This window comes from Plantactinospora soyae (assembly GCF_014874095.1).
Lineage (GTDB): Bacteria > Actinomycetota > Actinomycetes > Mycobacteriales > Micromonosporaceae > Plantactinospora > Plantactinospora soyae.
The window spans coordinates 283,849-301,547 of the sequence record NZ_JADBEB010000001.1 but is presented as its reverse complement, the minus strand read 5'-3'; the positions used below and the strand labels follow the sequence as shown (position 1 = coordinate 301,547).

The following is a 17,699-nucleotide window of genomic DNA, read 5'->3' as shown; positions in this document are numbered from 1 at the left end:
CTGAATATGTAGGAGCGCGAGCTTTCTGATCGACCGGACAGTGGCCGGCGTCCCCAGCGGGGCGCCGGCCACTACCGTCTCCTCCGGCTTCCGTGGCGGCGAGAACTAACTAAGGTGGGCCAGTCGCCGGGACCGCCGACCCGGCGGTGCGGGTATCGCATCCGAGAGTGCCCCTGGGGAGGCTTCTGTGCCGATCAGTCCGACCGCGCGGCGCCGCCGGCTCGGCATCGAGCTTCGCCGGCTGCGCGAGCGGGAGCAGCTCACCCTCCTGCAGGTGGCGCAGCGGATGAAGTGCTCGGATGCCAAGATCTCCCGGATCGAGGCGGGCAAGCACTCCACCCACCCCCGGGACGTGCTCGGGCTGCTCGACATCTACGGCGTGGCCGACGAGCGCACCCGCGACGTGCTGGCGACGCTGGCCAAGCAGTCGACCCAGCGCGGCTGGTGGGTGACGTACGGCGGTGCGATCCCGGACTGGTTCGAGGTCTACGTCGGACTGGAGTCCGAGGCGACCGAGATCCGTACCGCCGAGACGCATCTGGTGCCCGGCCTGTTGCAGACCGAGGCGTACGCCGCCGCGCTGATCCGGGCCACCCAGCCGCTCGCCCCGGCCGAGGAACTGACCCGGCAGGTCGAACTCCGGCTGGCCCGGCAACGCCGGCTCACCGAACCCGGCCCGGTACGGCTGCGGGTGGTCCTCGGCGAGGCGGTGCTGCGCTGCCGGGTCGGCGACGGCAGCACGATGCGCGAGCAGCTCGGCTACCTCGCCACGCTGGCCGAGCGGTCGAACGTCGAGCTGCGGGTGGTGCGGTTCAGCAGTCCGGCGTACACCGCTTTCGGGCGGCCGTTCGTGCTGCTCGGCTTCACCGAGCCCACCGAACCGGGGTTGGTCTACACCGAACACCGCACCGGCGCGCTCTACATCGACGAGCCGGCCCAGATCGCCTCGTTCGCGCTTGCTTTCGACCACCTGGTTGCGGCAGCGTTGTCGCGGAAAGAATCGGCGCGGCTGCTCAGAGAGACGGCGGCCTCCTGGAAATGAGGGACCGGGCGGGATGTTGCCGGAAGAAAGTGCGTCGATCTGGTGGAAGAGCAGCCACTCCGGTGGCGAGGGAGGCAACTGTGTCGAGGTGGCCCGGCTTGCTCCCGGGGTAGGGGTACGGGACTCGAAGGACACGGCCGGTGCCGTACTCCGGTTCGCCCCGACCGCCTGGGTGACCTTCCTCGCGGGCCTCGGGACGGACACCCGGCGTCGGACCTGACCGGCCGGCTGCCGCGGCCGTCAGGGGGCCAGGAACGCGCCGACCGCCACCAGGGCCAGCACGCTCGCCACGATGGCGATGCTCCGGGGGTTGCCGAGGTTCAGCGTCCAGCCGACGCCGACGCGCTTCTGGACCAGAATGGCCGGGTCGTCGCGGTTGACGTAGCAGAAGCCCGCGAACCGCCAGTGCCGGTCGTCGTCGGTGTGCGCGCTGTCCGGTCGTTCCGCCGCCGCGTCCCGGTCGGTGGCGATCCGGCTGCCGCCCTGGCCGGTACGCACCGTGACGACGACCAGGTAGCCGGCGCCGAGCAGGGAGAACAGGATCAGGCCGGTGGTCGCCCAGGGGCCCGGCACCCGACCCTGCCACACCGGCACCACGGCGAACAGGATCGCGGCGTTCATGCAGGTGGCCAGCACCAGCACGGCGCGGGAGATGCGGCGGAGGAAGAGCCGGTGCTGCGCCGCCGAGCGCTTCGGTGCCGAGGGCTCCAGATCGGCCCGGGACCGGAACGACCAGGCGAGCAGGGCGATCAGGAGGGCCGTGGTGAGCAGTTGGATGCCGACCGGCAGTACGATCACCCACGGCGACTTCGCCTGCCACGCCTCCACTGTGGATCCGTTGGTCCGCATCGGTACCTGGGCCGGCATGTCCGGGTAGAGGGCGATTCCGGCGGCGAGCGTGACCAGTGGGGTCAGCATGGCCACCACCGCCCACTCCCAGGGCAGCCGTTCCGGTCCGGTACGCAGCGAGGTGTCCACGGCGACCCGCTGGGCGACCCCGCTGTACCAGCCGTCGTCGGCCTTGACCCGCAGGATCGTCCCGCGAGCCCGCAGGTAGAACGCCCCGACCAGGAGCAGTAGCGCCGCCATCGGTACGGCGGCGACGAGTGCCGTGGCGGTCTCGTCGACGTCGGTGCCGACGGTGGCGATGAGGACGACGCTGACGAGCAGACCGAGCAGGGCGCTCACCGTGACCTGGGCCCGGAAGGCGCGGATCTGTTCGACGATCGCGGCGTCTGTGGCCCGCTGGGCGGGCACCCGGACGCCGAACGGCAGCGTCGGTCGCTGGATCGAGGGCATCACCCAGGCGGAGATGGCGACCATCAGCAGACCTGCGGTCGATCCGACGGCTGTCAGCATCACGACTCCTCCTGTCCCTCGCCGAACGTCTCGAGGACCTTGCGGCAGATGTCGAGCACTTCTTCCCGGGCCAGGCCGTGGGCGGTGGCCTCGGCGAGCAGTGTCCTGGCCCGACTGGTCCACTCCTCGGCGAACTCCGGAGCGGGCGGACCCGAGCTGCCGTCCCGGAGCACGACCGCGCCGGACTTGCGGTTGATCCGGAGCAGTCGCTGCTGGCGTAGCAGGTCGTACCCCTTGTTGACGGTGTGGAAGTTGATGCCGAAGTCGGTGGCCAGGGCCCGGGTGGAGGGCAACGGACTGCCCTCGCGGAGTGCTCCGGTGGCGATGGCCTCGACCACGCGATCACGAAGCTGCTGGTAGATCGGGACCTCGCTGTTCGGGTCCACCTCGATTATCACGTCGGCCACCCCTCCACCTGTTCCACAAGTTATAGAACAGATGGGCCGGTTCGGCAAGCTTGCCGTAGATGGCTCGCCATCGGCTTGGTCGTCTGCTATACAACTTATAGAACAGATGGCCGCGCTCGGATCGGATGATCCGGAAGCGGAACGTCGTGGGGCGCGATCGCGCACCACCGAGGCGAACGTAGGTGAGCTGATGGCGACGATGAGGATCTCCAACGAGGTACTGACCTTCGAGTTCCAGGGCATGGAACGGTTCTGGCTCGGTCGTCGGACGCTGACCGTGCCGCTGCGGTCCGTACGCCAGGTCGCGTACGCGGACCGACCGTTGCGACTGGCCCGTGGCATGCGCCGGGGGTACCTGGTCAGCGGGGTTGTCAAGATCGGCGTCTGGGGACTGCTCACCGGCCCCCGGCAACTGGTGTACGCCCGCCGAGGCATTCCCGGACTGCACCTGTGGCTCGACAGCGCCACCGTGGACGGCGGGTTCGACGAGGTCGTCTTCTCGACCCGGGACGCGGCGCGACTGGTCCGGACCATCGCGCAGAGCATCGCGGCGACGGAGCAGGATGGCGCGCCGCCAGGGCAGAACGGTCCGGCGACAGAGTGGGCCGGCAGGGCGACCGGGCGGGCCGGCACCGCGCCGGGCCCGAGGACGGGAGAGCGGGCATGACCGGCGAGCTGCTCTCGATCGAGGTGTCCAACCTGACCAAGCGGTTCGACACGGTCACCGCCGTGCAGGACCTGAGCTTCACCATCCGGCCCGGCGCCGTCACCGGGTTCCTCGGACCCAACGGGGCGGGCAAGACGACCACGATGCGGATGATCCTCGGACTGGTCAACCCGACCTCCGGCAGCGCGAGGATCGGCGGCCGGCGCTACCGGGACCTGCCCCGGCCGTCCGGTACGGTCGGCGCCGTCTTCGACGCGTCCGCCTTCCACCCGGGCCACACCGCCCGGAACCACCTGCGGACGTACGCCGCGATGGGCGGCTACCCGGACAGCCGGGTCGAGGAGGTGCTCCACCTGCTCGACCTGGGTCGGGTGGCGCACCGCAGGACGAGGACGTTCTCGACCGGGATGCGGCAGCGACTCAATCTCGCCACCGCGCTGCTCGGTGATCCCCGGGTACTGCTGCTCGACGAGCCGGGCAACGGCCTCGATCCCGAGGGCATCGCCTGGCTGCGCGACTTCCTGCGGGAGCTGGCCCGGGAGGGACGCACCGTCCTCATCTCCAGTCACGTGCTCAGCGAGGTCCAGCAGATCGTGGACGACGTGGTGGTGATCCGGGACGGTCGGAAGGTGGTCGCCGGCCGGCTCACCGAACTGGTCGGCGAGACCGCCAGCCTGGAACAGCTCTTTCTCCGTCTGACCTCCAGCAGGGCGGCGGCAGACCGGCCGCCGACCGATCGACTGACCACCGGCAGGGCGGCCGCCGACCGTATGGAGGGTGCGCGATGATCCGCTTGATCAGGGCCGAGTTCCGTCGGCTGCTGGCCGCCCGGCTCTGGCCGGTGGCACTGGTGATCGCCGTGGCGTGCGGGGGCGGCCTGATCGGCCTGCTGACCCTGGTCGGCCCGGAGAACTTCGACCCACCCATGCCGGGAATCGACACCGAGACCGGGGTACGGGCCATCCTCGGCATGGTCGGATACACGATGTTCATTCCGGCGCTGCTGGGCGCGCTGGCCGTCCCCGCCGAGCACCGGCACGGGACGATCGACTTCACCTTCCTGTTCGCGCCCCGACGCTGGCAGGTACTGCTGTCGAAACTGGTCACCTACGGTCTCGCCGGTCTGGTGTACGGCCTGGTGCTCACCGGCTCCGGCGCGGCGGCGTTCTTCCTCGGTGCGGCGACCCAGGGCGTGGTTCCCGGCCTGTCCACCGGACTGATCCTCGAACTGTTCGCCCGACTGGCCCTCAACATGGCGGCGTACACCCTGATCGGCGTCGGGATCGGTGCGTTGATCCGTAACCAGACGGCGGCGCTGGCCGTGGTCGGCGGGTTCTTCTACCTGCTCGAACCACTGCTCGCGATCATCCCCGGGGTGAGCCGGCTCTACCCGTTCCTGCCCGCCGGAGCGACCGCCTCGCTCACCGGATTCAGTTACATCGTCGATGCGGCGGCCGAGGGGCTCGGCACCACGCCGGTCCAGCTGATGTCACCGCTGGGCGGAGGGCTGCTGCTCCTCGGGTACGCCGTCGTCGCCGCGGTGCTCGCGATCGCCGTCCCGATGCGCCGCGACATCACCTGAACCGGTCCCTCCGGTAGCCGGCGGGGCGCCGGAACCGGGCTCTGCGCGAGTCGGGGCTCAGCCGTCGAACCGGGCGACCAGGTCGCCCAGCTTCGCCGACGGCTGGGCCTCGCAGAGCTGGTCCACCGCCGTCATCACCAGCGGACTGTCCACTCCGGAGATTCCCTTGGCCAGCCCGATCTGCCGGATCGCCGCCACCCGCTCCTCCGGTGGCGCCTGCCGGTACTCCGCACAGTCGGAGTCGGCGGTCAGCCCGCCGGCTCCGTCCAGGCCGCCCACGACCGACCGGGCGACGATGGCGCCGAGCAGCAGGAGCACGACCACCGCCACCACCCCGATCCAGGGGCCGTACCGGCGGGGCCGCCGGCCGTCCGCCCGGTCGGCGGCGGCCTGCGACGCCTTTTCAGCCCGCGACGCCTTTTCAGCCCGCGACGCCTTCCCGCCCCGCGTCGGCAGCCCGTCGGGCCCCTGCGGTCCGGCGGCCGGTGGGGCTGCTTCGGGGACGGCAGTGGCGGGCAGCGCCTGGACGGCGGCGGCGAGTTCCCCGGCGTACGTCGGGTCCTCGGTCGCCGCGCTGGCGAGCAGGCGTTTCACCAGTGAGTCGTTTCGGGGGTCCCGGACCAGTTCGGCCAGGGCGTCCTGTTCACCGAGCGTACGCAGCCGGTCCGCCACCAGTTCGTAGAGCCGCCGGATCGGCGTACCCGGTGTGCCGGCGTCCGGCGCGGCGGCCTCGGGCAGCCGTGGGGCGAGGCGGTCGAGCACCACAGCGGCCAGTTCCCTGGACTCCGACGGGGTCATCCAGGCAGGTTAGCCGCTGCCGGTGGTTCCATCGTTCCCGCACCCCGGCTTCACGAGATTCACACAGGTACCTCCTAGGCTCACGCAACGTGATCGATCTCGGGGGAGAAGCCGACTCGCCGCCGCTGGCCGAGGCGATTGTCGATCTTGACGCCATCGCGCACAACACCCGGGTCCTGGCCGGTCTGACCGGTGCCGAGCTGCTGGCGGTGGTCAAGGCGGACGCGTTCGGGCACGGGTTCCTGCCGGTGGCGCGTACCGCGCTGGCCGCCGGGGCCCGGTGGCTGGGGGTGACCTCCCGGACCGAGGCGCTGGCGTTGCGCGCCGCCGGGATCGACGCGCCGGTGTTGAGTTGGCTGCACGGCGAGGACGAGGACTTCGCCCCGGTGGTCGCGGCCCGGATCGACCTCTCGGTGGCCTCCACCGGACATCTGCGCGGAGTCGCCGACGGGGCCGCTCGGGCCGGGGCGCGGGCCGACGTACACCTGAAGGTGGACACCGGGCTGTCCCGCAACGGCGCGACCGACGGTGACTGGCCCGAGTTGGTACGCCTGGCGCGGCGCTTCGAGGTCGCCGGGCGGATCCGGGTCCGGGGCGTCTGGTCCCACCTGGCCGGCGGGGAACTGGCCGGCGATCCCCGGGACACGGCCGCGCTGCGCCGGTTCGGCCGGGCGCTGGCGTGGGCCCGGGCCGCCGGGCTGAGCCCCGACGTGGTGCACCTGGCGAACTCGGCCGGACTGGTCGGCCTGCCCCAGGCGCACTTCGACCTGGTCCGGGTCGGCATCGCCCTGTACGGGTCGGAGCCGCTGCCGGACCGCGTCGCCGGAATCCGGCCCGCGATGACCCTGCGGTCCCGGGTCATCCTGACCAAGCAGGTACCGGCCGGCGCCGGAGTCTCCTATGGCCACGACTACACCACCGCCACCGGGACCACGCTGGCGCTGGTGCCGATCGGGTACGCCGACGGGATCCCCCGGGCCACCGCGGGCCAGGCGGAGGTCTGGATCGGCGGTCGACGGTGTCCGATCGCCGGCCGGGTGACCATGGACCAGATCGTCGTCGACGTCGGTGACCTGCCGGTCCGGACCGGCGACGAGGTCCTGCTGTTCGGCTGCGGCGACCGGGGCGAGCCCACCGTCGCCGACTGGGCGCGGTGGGCCGGAACGAACCCCCACGAGATCTTCACGGGCATCGGCGCCCGGGTGGCCCGGCGGTACCTGCCGGTGCGATCGGAGCGGCACAGCGGACGGGAGCGGGTAAATGTCTGATTCACCGATCAGGGTGGCGGTGATCTCCGGCGGTCGCAGCGGCGAGCACCAGGTGTCCCGTCGGTCCGCGTCGAGCGTGCTGGCGAACCTGGACCCGGCCCGCTACCGGCCGGAGCCGGTGCTGATCACCAGGACGGGACAGTGGGTCTTCGGCACCGAGGCACCGGTCAGCGTCTTCGAGGCGGTGGACCGGCTCCGTACGGTGGACGTGATCTTTCCGACCCTGCACGGCCCGTACGGCGAGGACGGCACGCTCCAGTCCGTACTGGAACTGACCGGCGTGCCGTACGTCGGCAACGGCGTACTGGCCAGTGCCGCCGGGATGGACAAGGAGTTCACCAAGAAGCTGCTCGCCGCCGAGGGCGTACCGGTGGCCGACGCCGTGGTGTCGCGATCGACGGACCTGGACGGCGTACCGGCCGAGGCGGATCTGCACCGGCTCGGCCTGCCGGTCTTCGTGAAGCCCGCGCGGGCCGGCTCCAGCATCGGCGTCACCCGGGTGACGCGCTGGGAGGACCTGCCGGCCGCGCTGGAATGGGCCCGGGCGAGCGACCCGAAGGTGCTGGTCGAGGCGGCGGTGCCCGGTCGCGAGATCGACCTTGCGGTGCTCGAACACCCGGACGGCCGGCTCGAGGTCGGTCCGCCGCTGGAGATCAAGGTCGCCGGCGAACGCTCGTTCTTCGACTTCGACGCGAAGTACGACGATCCCGACACGATTTTCGAGATCCCGGCCCGGCTGGACGACACCGTCACGGCCGAGCTGGCCGACCTCGCGGTACGGGCGTTCCGGGCACTCGGCTGCGCCGGGCTGGCCCGGATCGACTTCTTCCTCCGGGACGGCGTGACGCCGGTGCTGAACGAGATCAACACGTTTCCGGGCTTCACCCAGGTCTCGCAGTACCCGCGGATCTGGCAGGCGGCCGGGCTGAACTATCCGGCGTTGCTGGACGTGCTGGTGGCCAACGCACTCGCCCGCCGGACCGAGCGGTCCGGCGGGCGAGAGGTGGGTGTCGGCGCGACGACCCGGTAGGTCAGGCTGAGCGCCTAGCGGACCCGGCCGTACCCGTACGGGGGCATCACGTCCACACTGACGAGCTTCACGGGTTCGCCCGCCCGTGAGGAGTGGATTATCTTGCCACCGCCCACGAAGAGGCCGACGTGGCCGAGGCTCCGGTAGAAGACCAGGTCTCCCGGTTGCAGCGAACCTCGGCTGATGTGCGCGACCTTGTCCCACTGCATCGCGGCGTTGTGCGGCAGTGACTTCCCGGCCGCTCGCCACGCGGCCAGGGTGAGGCCGGAGCAGTCGTAACCGTTCGGCCCCTCGGCCGAGTACACGTACGGCTTGCCGATCGCGTTGTACGCGTACCGGACGGCCACACCGGCCTTGCCGGAGACCGCCGGGATCTTGCCGCTGTACTTGCTGCCGGACGAGGTCTCCGAGCCGTACGCCGCGCGGCGCATCTGGTAGAGCTTGGACAGCTCGCCCTCGATCCGCTTCTTTCCGGCGGCCACCTGCTTCGCCTGGGCGGTCTGCCGGGCCAGTGTGGCGTCGAGTCGGGACTTCTCGTCGACGTACTGGCGCTGTGTCGCGTCGAACCCGGCGATCTGCCGATCACGGTCGCGGGCCAACTGTTCGAGGGCGCTGAGCCGGTTCACCAGACTGCTACCGTCGCCCCGGCTGAGCAGTACGTTGGCGGCGGTCAACCCACCACCGGACTTGTACGCCCGGCTGGCGAGCTCGGCCGCCTCCGTGCGGGCCTGCCCTGCCTGCTGTTCCAGGGGGCCGAGCCGGGCACTGAGGGCGGCGACGGCCGTCTTGCTGGCCTTGATCTCCTCGTTGAGTTTGTTGTACGACTCGACGACCTTTTCCAATTCGGTCGAGGCCTTGTTGATCTGCTGCGTGAGCTCGCTGGCCGAGGGTTCGGCCCGGGCCGCCGACATCGGGGCGACGAGCACCGCCGATAGGCCGGCCACGACGAGGGTCCGCAGCAGGATCCGCACCGAAGACAACGTGTGCAGAGCCCTTCTTTCGCAACGCCGTCGCGCACCGCGTAGCCCGCGACGACACCAACCGGCGCCACCCGGAGGGATGACTGACGACCAGGCCGGCGGACTCAAGGTAGCCCGGGGCGGGGATTACCGACAGTGGCCACGGGGCGATGTGCGGCAGTAGCGAGTGATAGCCCTAATGTCGAGATCACTGCTCGTGTCGAGGATGGATCGAAGCGTGATCTTCGCCGATCGGATGGGTGTGGTCGAGATCGTGCCTCACGCTTCGCCCCTTTGGTCGGTCTTGGCGGATACCGGCCGGGGTCGACAGCGGGCAAACCGCCACGAGATCGGGCAGAAGACTGCCAATGGTCTGGTTGCCGCCTGGAAATCTGCCAGGTGGCTGTCTGCGCCCCTTCCACTTGCTGGCATGCGCTTCGCACAATGGGTGCGGAGCCGGAAGGCTTCCCGGGGGGAGCGACGCAGGAAACGGGGCGTAGTTGCCAACAGGGGGGCGAGGCCGCGTGCAATGAACGAGCCGTAATCGCGAGCGATTCGCAGATCGACACCGTGTGCACGACGACCGGCATCCGGCTGCCACCAGATGCCGGTCTCTACGAACCTTCCACGCCAGCCCGCCTCAGGAGCCGTTGGAGGCAAGAATGGAGCCTACTCGCCCCACTGTCCACCTGCCAGATGTGTCATTCGAGGTATCCGAGGCGACCCGGACGCGTCCTCCGGTCGATCTGTATCGGCAACCCGGCGTACGGGTCACCAGTGAGGCATTCATCGTCGCCGGCCGGCGCTTCACGATCGCCGGACTCACGCAACTCAAGACGGCCCGAGGACCGCACGACCGACTGACGCTGCGCGCGGTGGCGGTCACCGCGGCGGTGCTGATCGGCATCGGGGTCGCCCTGGGCTACACCGGTGACCTCTACCGGCTGCCCGCCGCGACGTACGCGGGACTCGGCCTCGCGGCGTTCGTGCCGGTGGGCCTCGCGGTGGTCGGGCACCGCTGGCGGCCTCCGGCGTACGAGCTGTGGGGGCGGTACAAGGGAACCATGGTCATGCTGTTCAGCTCCGACCACGAGCGGCAGTTCGGACAGGTGACCCGGGCGTTGATCCGGGCCCGGGAGGCGGCCCGGCTCGGTGGAATGGCCTATCCGCCGGCCTCGGACACCCCCTACGAGCCGATGTCCTAGCGCCGGTCCGGTCCGGTGGCCCCGCTGGCGCTGCCGGACCGGCCCGTCGCGGGTCGAGCCGACCCCGGGGCCACCCGATCCCGCCATCGGCACGGTCAGGCGAGAGCGGCGGCGATCTCCGAGATCCGCCGGAGCGACTCGGCCGCGGTCAGGGCGGCCTCCCGCAGTCCGATGAAGGTCCGCAGATGCGCGGTCACCGCCTCCGGATCGTCGATGACGTCCTCCAGCCCGGTGCTCTCCAGGTAGACGACGTCGGCGTCCTCCCCCCGGGGAAAGCGCACGATCACGAACTGGCCGAGCGGGGTGTAGACGGTGGAGGTGAACGGCAGCACCTGGACGGTGATCTGGCCCGAGTCGGCGAGGGCGACCAGGTGCAGGAGCTGTTCCCGGATGACCGCCGGCCCGCCGGTCTGCCGGTGAAGTGCCGCCTCGTCGAGTACCACGACGATGCCCGGTGGATCGGGACGGTCGAGTACCTCCCGTTGGCGTCGGAGCCGAAGCGCGACCGAAGTCTGCGCCTCGGCCGAATCCTCCAGTTTCGGAATGACCGCGCGCAGGACCGCCTGCGCGTACGCCTCCGTCTGGAATAGACCGGGCATGCCGACCGACTGGTAGAAGTACAGTTCCGACGACTCCGCCTCGAGTCCGATGTACGAGTAGTAGGCGGGTCGAATCGTCTCCCGATATTGCGACCACCAGCTGCGTTGCCGGGACACCCGCGCCAGTTGCACCAGCTCCTCGACCCGCTTCGGATCGTTCACCTGATAGTGATTGAGCAATGCCTTGACGTCGTTGGTGGAAATGGCGACATATCCCGCCTCGATGCGGATCAGCTTGGAGAGCGACCAGTCCATCGCGACGGCAACCTGCTCCTGGGTGAGCCCGGAAGCCTCACGGGCCCGCCGAATCGCCGAGCGGAGCTTGCGGCGGCCCACCGTCGGGCCGTACGCGGCGGTCATCCGGAACGCTCCCTTCAAATGGCGCCCCGGCGGCGGAGTGAGGGGTCAATTCGGCTGATTCCGGCCCCGTCAACCTGCCACCTGGCTACCGGCTACCTGCCAGATCGCCAGACCTTCGAGCAGGTTACACGGAGCGGCGATGATCCACCAGCGTCGACGCTTCCCGCGACGGCATGATCACCGCTTGTGTCCATTAACAACGGAACTCACAAATTACGATTCCCCGGGCTGTTCGGAAAGGAAGTCGGCGGGTAGCCTCTTGGCGTTGTCGCGGCGCCTGCCGCAGAGAAGTTTTCGCGGCGCCTGCCGCAGAGAATAAGTGCCGAGGAGGGCGCATGTCGCAGACTGGTTCCGCCGAGCTCATCTGGCGGAAGAGCACTCGATGCGAATCGCAGCATTGTGTCGAGGTGGCTCAGGTCCGAGTTGGCGTGGCCGTTCGTGACTCGGTCAACCCGGAGCAGTTCGTGACCTTCAACGCCGCAGCCTGGCGGGCATTTGTGGACACGCTCCACGCCGGCCGATAACCCGCCACGACCTGCGGCAACCTGCTGCCATTCGGGACGACCGGGCAGCGAGCGTCCCCGCCACGGTTCTTTCGGCGGCGGAAATCACGAGAAATTTGAATTGCTGACGGGCGGGCCTGGCCGTACGGTTCCGGCCAGCCCGCCGCTCGGCACCCGGGCTAAGCCGGCCCGGCCGCTCGGCACCCGGGTTCAGCCGGCCACCGGCTGGGGATCCGGCTGCCGAGCCTGCCGGGTGACCGTCCGCTCTGCGTAGAACGAGACGAACGGGACCGTCCCGGCCAGCATGACCAGCACCATCCGGCTCAGCGGCCAGTGCGCCCGACGACCCAGGTCGAACGCGGCCAACAGGAAGACCATGTAGAGGAAGCCGTGCGCCGGGCCGATCGTCTCGACGATGACCGGGTTGTCCCAGATGTACTTGAGCGGCATGCCCACCACGACGAGCACGATCAACACGGCACCGACGATGTTGGCGACCACACGGTATCGGGTCAGGGCTGCGCCCACGTTCAGTCCTTCCTGCTGCCGGCCGAGCCGGGATAGTCGGCGGGTCGAGCGCCCGGATTGGCGTTCAGCCACGCCAGGTAGTTGTTGTACTCGGTCAGTGCCGGGTCCTCCCCGACCTCCGCCGCCAGCCGTTGGCGGGCCGAGCGCACCGGTCGGCGTACCCCGGGGGTGGTCGGCCGGTCCGCCGACGGATCCGGCTGCGCGGCTGGGCTCGGCCCACCGCGCAGCGTGTACCGGGCCTCGCGTACCCAGAGGAAGATGGTGAACCCGGCGAAGATCGGCCACTCGAAGGCGTACGCCCAGCTCAGGGTGTTGCCCGCGAGCGCCCGACTGGCCTGCCACCAGCCGAGGGCGAGAAAGCCGACGACGAGTACGACGGTGAGCACGTGACGCACGATCCACGTCGGTGTGCACAGCCGTTTCATGCCCACGAGAGTACCGGCAGCCCCGGGCGGATCTCCGACGCGGCGTCGTAGTGTCGCGCTCCCCGCCGACGTTTGGCGGTACGGGGTTTGGGCAACCGTCTAGTCGCCAACCCAAACGAGATTCCGGGGGCGACGATGAACGAATCAGTACGCCACGACGAGTTCTCCCCGACGGGTGCCGGAGTGCCGATCGACGCCAGCCCCGAACAGCGGGTCGGACAGTGGGACGGTGACCCGGTACGGCACGGCGGCACCGCTGCCGACTTCGCGGTCGCCGAGGACGAGATCCTCGGGGTCGACCCGGTCGAGCTGAGCGACGAGGACCTGATCCGGGAGATGCACAGCCTGCACCGGACCAGGCTGGACACGCTCCGGCACGCCGCCGACACCGCGCTCGGCAACCACCTGCGGCGCACCGCCGAACTCGAGACCGAGTACCTCACCCGGCATCCGGGTCGGGAGGTCGATCCGAGCCGGCTGCGGGACGGCGCCTGGTGATGGCCCGAGCCGAGCGGGGCATCTCCGCCCCACCCGAGGTGGTGTTCAACACTGCCACCGACCCGAACCGGGTCTCGGCCTGGCTGCCCTCGCCACTGCGCCAGGACGGCGTACCGGGGGCGGAGTTGACGGCCGCGCAGTGGCGGGCCCGGTGGCGTACCGCCGGCAGCCCCAACTGGTCGGCCCGGTTGCAGGTGTCGGCGATCGATGCCGGCGGTGCGACCGTACGACTGGAGCTGGAGGCGGACCCGCCGGACCGGCGACTGGCCGAGATCGCCGACGAGTCGTTGGCGAGCCTGGCCCGCGAGGTCGCGGACAACCTCAGCGCCAGCTGAATCGGGTACGGGCGGAAGAAGCAACCGCAGCGGTACGAACGGGAGGCGACGTCCTGCGGACGGAGAGGACCCCGCGGATCGACGGGAACGACGGCACAGGGACGACTGGACGGCGGGCGGAGCGAGGCGGAATGAAGGTACGGGACAGGGTCGCGCGACTTCGACAGGCGTACGCACCGGACGAGCATCGGCCCCTCGGCGGCTACCTGGCGGCGATGGGCACCTATGCGGGGGTGGCGGCAGCCCTGGCGGTGGCGGCGAAGACGACCGGGCGCCGGGCACCGGAGAAACCCAGCACCGCCGACGTCGTACTGCTGTCGATCGCCACCCACAAGCTGAGCCGGCTGCTGTCCAAGGACGCGGTGACCAGCCCGCTCCGGGCGCCGTTCACCCAGTACGACCGGCCGATCGGCAGCGGCGAGGTGATGGAACAGGTACGCGACCAGGGCAGTTCCACCCGGCACGCCGTCGGTGAACTGCTCAGTTGTCCGTTCTGTCTGGCCGTCTGGGTCGCCACCGGGCTGACCGGCGGGCTCGTGCTGGCTCCCCGGTTGACCCGGCTGGTGGCGACCGCGTTCACCGCCGTCGCCGCGTCGGACTTCCTCCAGATGGGATACGCCGTCGCCCAACGGGCCGCCGCCAAGCCGTAGCCCGGCGGGCTGTGGCAGCAGACGGGCTGGCTGTAGCCCGGCGGGCTGTAGCCGGCCGGTGGTGACCGGCTACACCGGTACCCGGGGACGGCGGACCGGGGCTCGGGCCACGGCAATCGTCGCCGGTCGGCTCAGCGCTGCATGCCGGACCAGCCTCGCGGGGACTCCGGCTCCCGGTCGGTGTCCGTACCGGTGATGATGTCCTCGGCTACCGCCGTTTTGTCGTGCTCGGCCGCGAAGTTCGGCTCGTCCTCCGGCTCGGTGTCCCCGGGCGCCTGGCCGAGGGGCGCCAGCCTGGCGCGGTCCCGCTCGTCGTGCTCGGTCATCGTCTCTCCCCCCACCGTCTCGGCGATCCCCCCACCGTCTCGGCGATCCCCCCACCGTCTCGGCGCTCAGCCGGGCGTGCCGCCGAGCAGCTCGGCGACCTCGTCCACCGCGTACTCGCCCTCGGGAAGTGCGGTGATCCGGGTCAGCAGTTCGGCGGGTACCTCGGCGGCGACCGCCCGGCGCTGAATCTCCGCCTGGGTGACCCGCTCCTGGCCGAAGTAGAGGTCGTCGAGCAGCCCGTCGAGTTCCGGGCTGGCCTGGTCGTCACGGGCGTCGGTCACGGAGATCGGCTACCCGGTCCCGAATGGGCCAAACACGGCGTGCTCCGGCGTGCCGTCCGGTTCGCCACCTCGGCCACCCGCTCGGTCGCGGCCCGGCCCTGATCCCACCTGTTCGACGGGGTCAGGGCCGGGTTGGCCGGGTGACGTGCGTCACGACGGTGGCCGGAACACCGGACCGGGGTCCGAGGTTGAAACGACTGTCGGTGTGTCCAGTGTCCCCGGGCCTCACCTAATTGCCTTCGCGGAATACCGTTCGGCTGGAGCCGCGTCGTGCCACTCGCCGAGAGGCGACCTGCACACCGACACCCGCGCCGCCCATGGCCCAGCCATGGGCGGCGCACAACTTTCCGGGAGTCGTCAGCGGCTTTCCGGGGAGGGTCGTCAGCGGCTGTCCAGCAGGGCGGGTGGTCAGCGGCGTCGGCCGGACTGCCCCGAGGCGGCGCCGCCCTCGGTCGACGCCGGTCCGTTGTTCGTGGTCCCCGTCGAGGACTGACCGCTGCTGAGCCGGAGCACCACCACACCGCCGGAGACGGTCCTGCCGTCCGGATCGGTCCGGGCGACCGTACCGGCGGGGCAGTTCGAGGCGACCCGGTTCTCGTCGACGTCGACCTCGAAGCCGGCGTTCCGGAGCACCGCGCGGGCATCGTCGACGGACTTGCAGGCGACCGACGGTACCGAGCGCTGCTGGCCGTACACCAGCCCGTCCTTCGGCTTCGGGAAGTCCTTCTTCGGCTTCGACTTCATCGCGTCCGCCAACGTCTCGTACACGGCGGGGTTGACGACGTCGTGGTCCATGTTCGCGGTGGTCTCCGGCCAGTCCGGGTTGGCCATGATGCCGGCGACCGAGAGGGTGGTGGTGGTCGTCACCAGCGACGCCGTCCGGTCGCCGTCCGTGGTGCCGGTCTTGCCGGCTACCGGGTGGTCGATCACCCGGTACGCGTCCGCCTCCGTGGCCCCGTGGCACTTGCCGTACGCGGACTGGTCGCCGACCGGGCACCGTGCGGCGTCGAGCGCGGCCCTGGCGACCTCGGGATCCACCGCCCGGTCGCACTTCGGCTTGACCACGTCGGCGAGCACCTTGCCGTCGTGGTCACGGACCTCCTGCACCGGGATCGGCTCGCAGTGCCGGCCGTCCGCCGCCAGCGTGGCGTACGCGTTGGCCAGGTCGAGCGGGGTCGTCGCCGAGACACCGAGGGTGAACGAGCCCCATCCGTCGGCCGCCGCCGGATCCTTCGCGGTGGCCGCGTCGTTGTCGGCCCGGAACCGGATGCCGAGCCGCTCGGCGGCGTCGACGACCTTGGCCGCGCCGACCCGCTCCTCCAGCGGCACGAAGTAGGTGTTCACCGAGCGGCCGAAGGCCGTCCACATGTCGTGCTTGCCGGCCATCGAGGTGTTGTCGTTGCTCGGGCACCACCGCTCGGTACCGGCGCAGGCCGATTCGGTGCCGGCCGCGGCGGTGTACTTCGACTGGTACCGCTGCGGGGCGTTGATCTCGTAGCTGAGCGGGTAGCCCTGCTCCAGCGCGGCCACCATGGTGAACATCTTGAACGTCGAGCCGGCCTGGTAGCCGTCGATGTCGCCACCGCCGGTGAGCAGCGGGTTGGTGGTACGCGGATAGGTCGCCCGCATTCCGGCGTCCGCCTGCTTCGGGTTACTGGAGATCGGGTTCTTCGGATTCGCCGCGGCGTCCAGCCCGAACGTCCGGTTCGCTGCCAGTGCGCGCACCCGTCCGGTTCCCGGCTCGACGGCGGCCACCATCAGGGCGTTCTTCTTCCCGGTCGGCAGGTACTGCTCGACGTTCTTGTGCGCCGCCTGCTGGACGGTCGGGGTGAGGGTGGTGATGATCCGGTAGCCACCGCCCTTGAGCCGCCGCTCCCGGTCGTACGAGGTGGCGCCGAACGCCGGCTGATCCATCCACCAGCGGTAGAAGAAGTCGCAGAAGAAGCCCCAGTCGTTGTGCACCGCACTGGTGCAGCCGTTGGTCGGCCGCTTCCCCACGACCTTGAGCGGTACGGCCAGCGCCGCCGCCTTCTCCTGCGCGGTGATGGCGCCGGTCTCCTGCATCTGGCCGATCACCCAGTCGCGACGCTCCACCGTCAGGTCGAAGCCCTTGCCCTCGCTGTCCAGCGCGTCGTAGTAGCTCGGCGACTTGACCAGGCCGGCGATCATCGCGGCCTCCGGCACGGTCAGGGCGCGCGGCTCCTTGCCGAAGTAGAAGCGGCTCGCCGCGGCCACCCCGTAGGTGCCGTGACCGAACGGCGCCATGTTCAGGTAGCGCTCCAGGATCTGGTCCTTGCTGAGCTTGCTCTCCAGGGCCGCCGCGAGACGCATCTCGCGCAGCTTCCGCCCGTTGGTGTCCTCGCTCGCCGCCACCACCTCGTTCGGATCCGTCGCCCCGTACGTGATCGACATCCGGACCAGCTGCATGGTGAGGGTCGAGGCGCCCTGCCGGGAGTTGCCGGTGAAGTTGGAGACCAGCGCCCGCATGAAGCCCTTGAGATCGACCCCGTTGTGCTGGTAGAACGCGTGGTCCTCGGCCGCCACCATCGCCTTGCGCATCGCAGGCGAGATGTCCGCGAGCGGTACGTCCTGCCGGTTCTCGTCGAAGAACGTCGCCATCAGCGTCCTGCCGTCGGCGGCGTACACCTGGCTCGCCTCCGGTACCCGCGGCACCGTGAGTTCGGAGGGCAGGTCCTGGAACGAGTCGGCCCCGGCCTTGGCCGCCAACCCGGACATGGCCAGCGCCGGGAAGGCCGCCCCGGCGACGACCACTCCGGCGAGCAGGGCACAGGTGAGCAGGGTGGCGGCCTTGATCAGACGCACTGGACGGGACTTCGGCATGATCAGTTATTACCTCGGGGTGGGGCGGACAGGTC

General features: G+C 70.4%; 22 protein-coding genes. 12 read left to right on the top strand and 10 right to left on the bottom strand.

The annotated features are described in order from the left end of the window. The first annotated feature begins 187 nt into the window (after positions 1-187). Both H4W31_RS01350 and H4W31_RS01345 read left to right on the top strand, forming a co-directional pair. Positions 188-1,042 carry a helix-turn-helix domain-containing protein gene (locus tag H4W31_RS01350; RefSeq protein ID WP_192764965.1) on the top strand — a complete coding sequence of 285 codons (855 nt, stop codon included), beginning with the start codon at positions 188-190 and terminating at the stop codon, positions 1,040-1,042. 13 nt (positions 1,043-1,055) lie between these two features. Next, positions 1,056-1,262 (top strand): DUF397 domain-containing protein, encoded by a 207-nt coding sequence (locus H4W31_RS01345; RefSeq protein WP_192764964.1) that lies wholly within the window; start codon positions 1,056-1,058, stop codon positions 1,260-1,262. Between the two features lie 20 nt (positions 1,263-1,282). On the opposite strand, the gene H4W31_RS01340 is transcribed toward H4W31_RS01345, so the two are convergent. Together H4W31_RS01340 and H4W31_RS44075 are read right to left on the bottom strand one after the other, a co-directional pair. Continuing rightward, complete coding sequence (locus tag H4W31_RS01340; RefSeq protein ID WP_192764963.1) at positions 1,283-2,401, bottom strand: DUF1648 domain-containing protein; 1,119 nt, start codon at positions 2,399-2,401, stop codon at positions 1,283-1,285. Further along, positions 2,401-2,808: a GntR family transcriptional regulator gene (locus H4W31_RS44075; RefSeq protein ID WP_318782969.1), complete on the bottom strand. Its 408-nt coding sequence runs from the start codon at positions 2,806-2,808 to the stop codon at positions 2,401-2,403. Before H4W31_RS44075 ends, H4W31_RS01340 begins: the two co-directional genes overlap by 1 nt. A gap of 190 nt (positions 2,809-2,998) precedes the next feature. Between H4W31_RS44075 and H4W31_RS01330 the strand changes: the two genes are divergently transcribed. Genes H4W31_RS01330 through H4W31_RS01320 form a run of 3 tightly spaced genes read left to right on the top strand, consistent with a single transcriptional unit; the run spans position 2,999 to position 5,057 of the window. Next, the gene (locus H4W31_RS01330) at positions 2,999-3,475 is read left to right on the top strand and encodes a hypothetical protein (RefSeq protein ID WP_225945342.1); all 477 of its coding nucleotides are present in this window, start codon (positions 2,999-3,001) and stop codon (positions 3,473-3,475) included. After that, the gene (locus H4W31_RS01325) at positions 3,472-4,263 is read left to right on the top strand and encodes an ABC transporter ATP-binding protein (RefSeq protein ID WP_192764962.1); all 792 of its coding nucleotides are present in this window, start codon (positions 3,472-3,474) and stop codon (positions 4,261-4,263) included. Before H4W31_RS01330 ends, H4W31_RS01325 begins: the two co-directional genes overlap by 4 nt. Continuing rightward, positions 4,260-5,057, top strand: a complete 798-nt coding sequence (locus tag H4W31_RS01320) for an ABC transporter permease (protein ID WP_192764961.1) — start codon at positions 4,260-4,262, stop codon at positions 5,055-5,057. Before H4W31_RS01325 ends, H4W31_RS01320 begins: the two co-directional genes overlap by 4 nt. A 57-nt stretch (positions 5,058-5,114) precedes the next feature. On the opposite strand, the gene H4W31_RS01315 is transcribed toward H4W31_RS01320, so the two are convergent. After that, a complete protein-coding gene (locus H4W31_RS01315) occupies positions 5,115-5,855 on the bottom strand; it encodes a hypothetical protein (protein WP_192764960.1) in 741 nt (246 codons plus the stop codon). A gap of 89 nt (positions 5,856-5,944) precedes the next feature. On the opposite strand from H4W31_RS01315, the gene alr reads away from it, so the two are divergent. Beyond that, positions 5,945-7,123 carry an alanine racemase gene (gene alr / locus H4W31_RS01310; protein WP_318782968.1) on the top strand — a complete coding sequence of 393 codons (1,179 nt, stop codon included), beginning with the start codon at positions 5,945-5,947 and terminating at the stop codon, positions 7,121-7,123. Beyond that, positions 7,116-8,153, top strand: coding sequence for a D-alanine--D-alanine ligase family protein (locus tag H4W31_RS01305; protein WP_192764959.1), 1,038 nt, complete (start codon positions 7,116-7,118; stop codon positions 8,151-8,153). The genes alr and H4W31_RS01305 overlap by 8 nt, the downstream gene beginning before the upstream one ends. Before the next feature lie 14 nt (positions 8,154-8,167). On the opposite strand, the gene H4W31_RS01300 is transcribed toward H4W31_RS01305, so the two are convergent. Then, complete coding sequence (locus H4W31_RS01300; RefSeq protein WP_192764958.1) at positions 8,168-9,133, bottom strand: C40 family peptidase; 966 nt, start codon at positions 9,131-9,133, stop codon at positions 8,168-8,170. Positions 9,134-9,810: 677 nt separating this feature from the next. Here H4W31_RS01300 and H4W31_RS01295 point away from each other — a divergent pair. Next, on the top strand, positions 9,811-10,317 hold the full coding sequence (locus tag H4W31_RS01295; protein WP_192764957.1) for a DUF6232 family protein: 507 nt from the start codon (positions 9,811-9,813) through the stop codon (positions 10,315-10,317). Positions 10,318-10,412: 95 nt separating this feature from the next. Here the strand turns inward: H4W31_RS01295 and H4W31_RS01290 are convergent, their stop codons facing one another. Beyond that, the gene (locus H4W31_RS01290) at positions 10,413-11,276 is read right to left on the bottom strand and encodes a helix-turn-helix domain-containing protein (RefSeq protein WP_192764956.1); all 864 of its coding nucleotides are present in this window, start codon (positions 11,274-11,276) and stop codon (positions 10,413-10,415) included. 335 nt (positions 11,277-11,611) lie between these two features. On the opposite strand from H4W31_RS01290, the gene H4W31_RS01285 reads away from it, so the two are divergent. Continuing rightward, positions 11,612-11,800, top strand: a complete 189-nt coding sequence (locus H4W31_RS01285; RefSeq protein WP_192764955.1) for a DUF397 domain-containing protein — start codon at positions 11,612-11,614, stop codon at positions 11,798-11,800. A 189-nt stretch (positions 11,801-11,989) separates the two neighbouring features. Here H4W31_RS01285 and H4W31_RS01280 read toward each other — a convergent pair whose 3' ends face one another. After that, complete coding sequence (locus tag H4W31_RS01280) at positions 11,990-12,307, bottom strand: DUF3817 domain-containing protein (RefSeq protein ID WP_192764954.1); 318 nt, start codon at positions 12,305-12,307, stop codon at positions 11,990-11,992. Positions 12,308-12,309: 2 nt separating this feature from the next. Next, the gene (locus H4W31_RS01275) at positions 12,310-12,732 is read right to left on the bottom strand and encodes a hypothetical protein (RefSeq protein ID WP_192764953.1); all 423 of its coding nucleotides are present in this window, start codon (positions 12,730-12,732) and stop codon (positions 12,310-12,312) included. A 135-nt stretch (positions 12,733-12,867) separates the two neighbouring features. Here H4W31_RS01275 and H4W31_RS01270 point away from each other — a divergent pair, with 135 nt between their 5' ends. The 3 genes from H4W31_RS01270 to H4W31_RS01260 all read left to right on the top strand — a co-directional run bounded on the left by H4W31_RS01270 (position 12,868) and on the right by H4W31_RS01260 (position 14,215). Beyond that, complete coding sequence (locus tag H4W31_RS01270) at positions 12,868-13,230, top strand: DUF6158 family protein (protein ID WP_225945340.1); 363 nt, start codon at positions 12,868-12,870, stop codon at positions 13,228-13,230. Continuing rightward, positions 13,230-13,565 (top strand): SRPBCC family protein, encoded by a 336-nt coding sequence (locus H4W31_RS01265; RefSeq protein ID WP_192764952.1) that lies wholly within the window; start codon positions 13,230-13,232, stop codon positions 13,563-13,565. The genes H4W31_RS01270 and H4W31_RS01265 overlap by 1 nt, the downstream gene beginning before the upstream one ends. A gap of 131 nt (positions 13,566-13,696) precedes the next feature. Then, the gene (locus H4W31_RS01260; RefSeq protein ID WP_192764951.1) at positions 13,697-14,215 is read left to right on the top strand and encodes a DUF1360 domain-containing protein; all 519 of its coding nucleotides are present in this window, start codon (positions 13,697-13,699) and stop codon (positions 14,213-14,215) included. A gap of 131 nt (positions 14,216-14,346) precedes the next feature. Here the strand turns inward: H4W31_RS01260 and H4W31_RS01255 are convergent, their stop codons facing one another. The 3 genes from H4W31_RS01255 to H4W31_RS01245 all read right to left on the bottom strand — a co-directional run bounded on the left by H4W31_RS01255 (position 14,347) and on the right by H4W31_RS01245 (position 17,664). After that, positions 14,347-14,541, bottom strand: coding sequence for a hypothetical protein (locus H4W31_RS01255; protein ID WP_192764950.1), 195 nt, complete (start codon positions 14,539-14,541; stop codon positions 14,347-14,349). A 66-nt stretch (positions 14,542-14,607) separates the two neighbouring features. Then, the gene (locus H4W31_RS01250; protein ID WP_192771759.1) at positions 14,608-14,829 is read right to left on the bottom strand and encodes a hypothetical protein; all 222 of its coding nucleotides are present in this window, start codon (positions 14,827-14,829) and stop codon (positions 14,608-14,610) included. A 402-nt stretch (positions 14,830-15,231) separates the two neighbouring features. Further along, the gene (locus H4W31_RS01245; protein ID WP_192764949.1) at positions 15,232-17,664 is read right to left on the bottom strand and encodes a penicillin-binding protein; all 2,433 of its coding nucleotides are present in this window, start codon (positions 17,662-17,664) and stop codon (positions 15,232-15,234) included. Positions 17,665-17,699 lie beyond the last annotated feature (35 nt).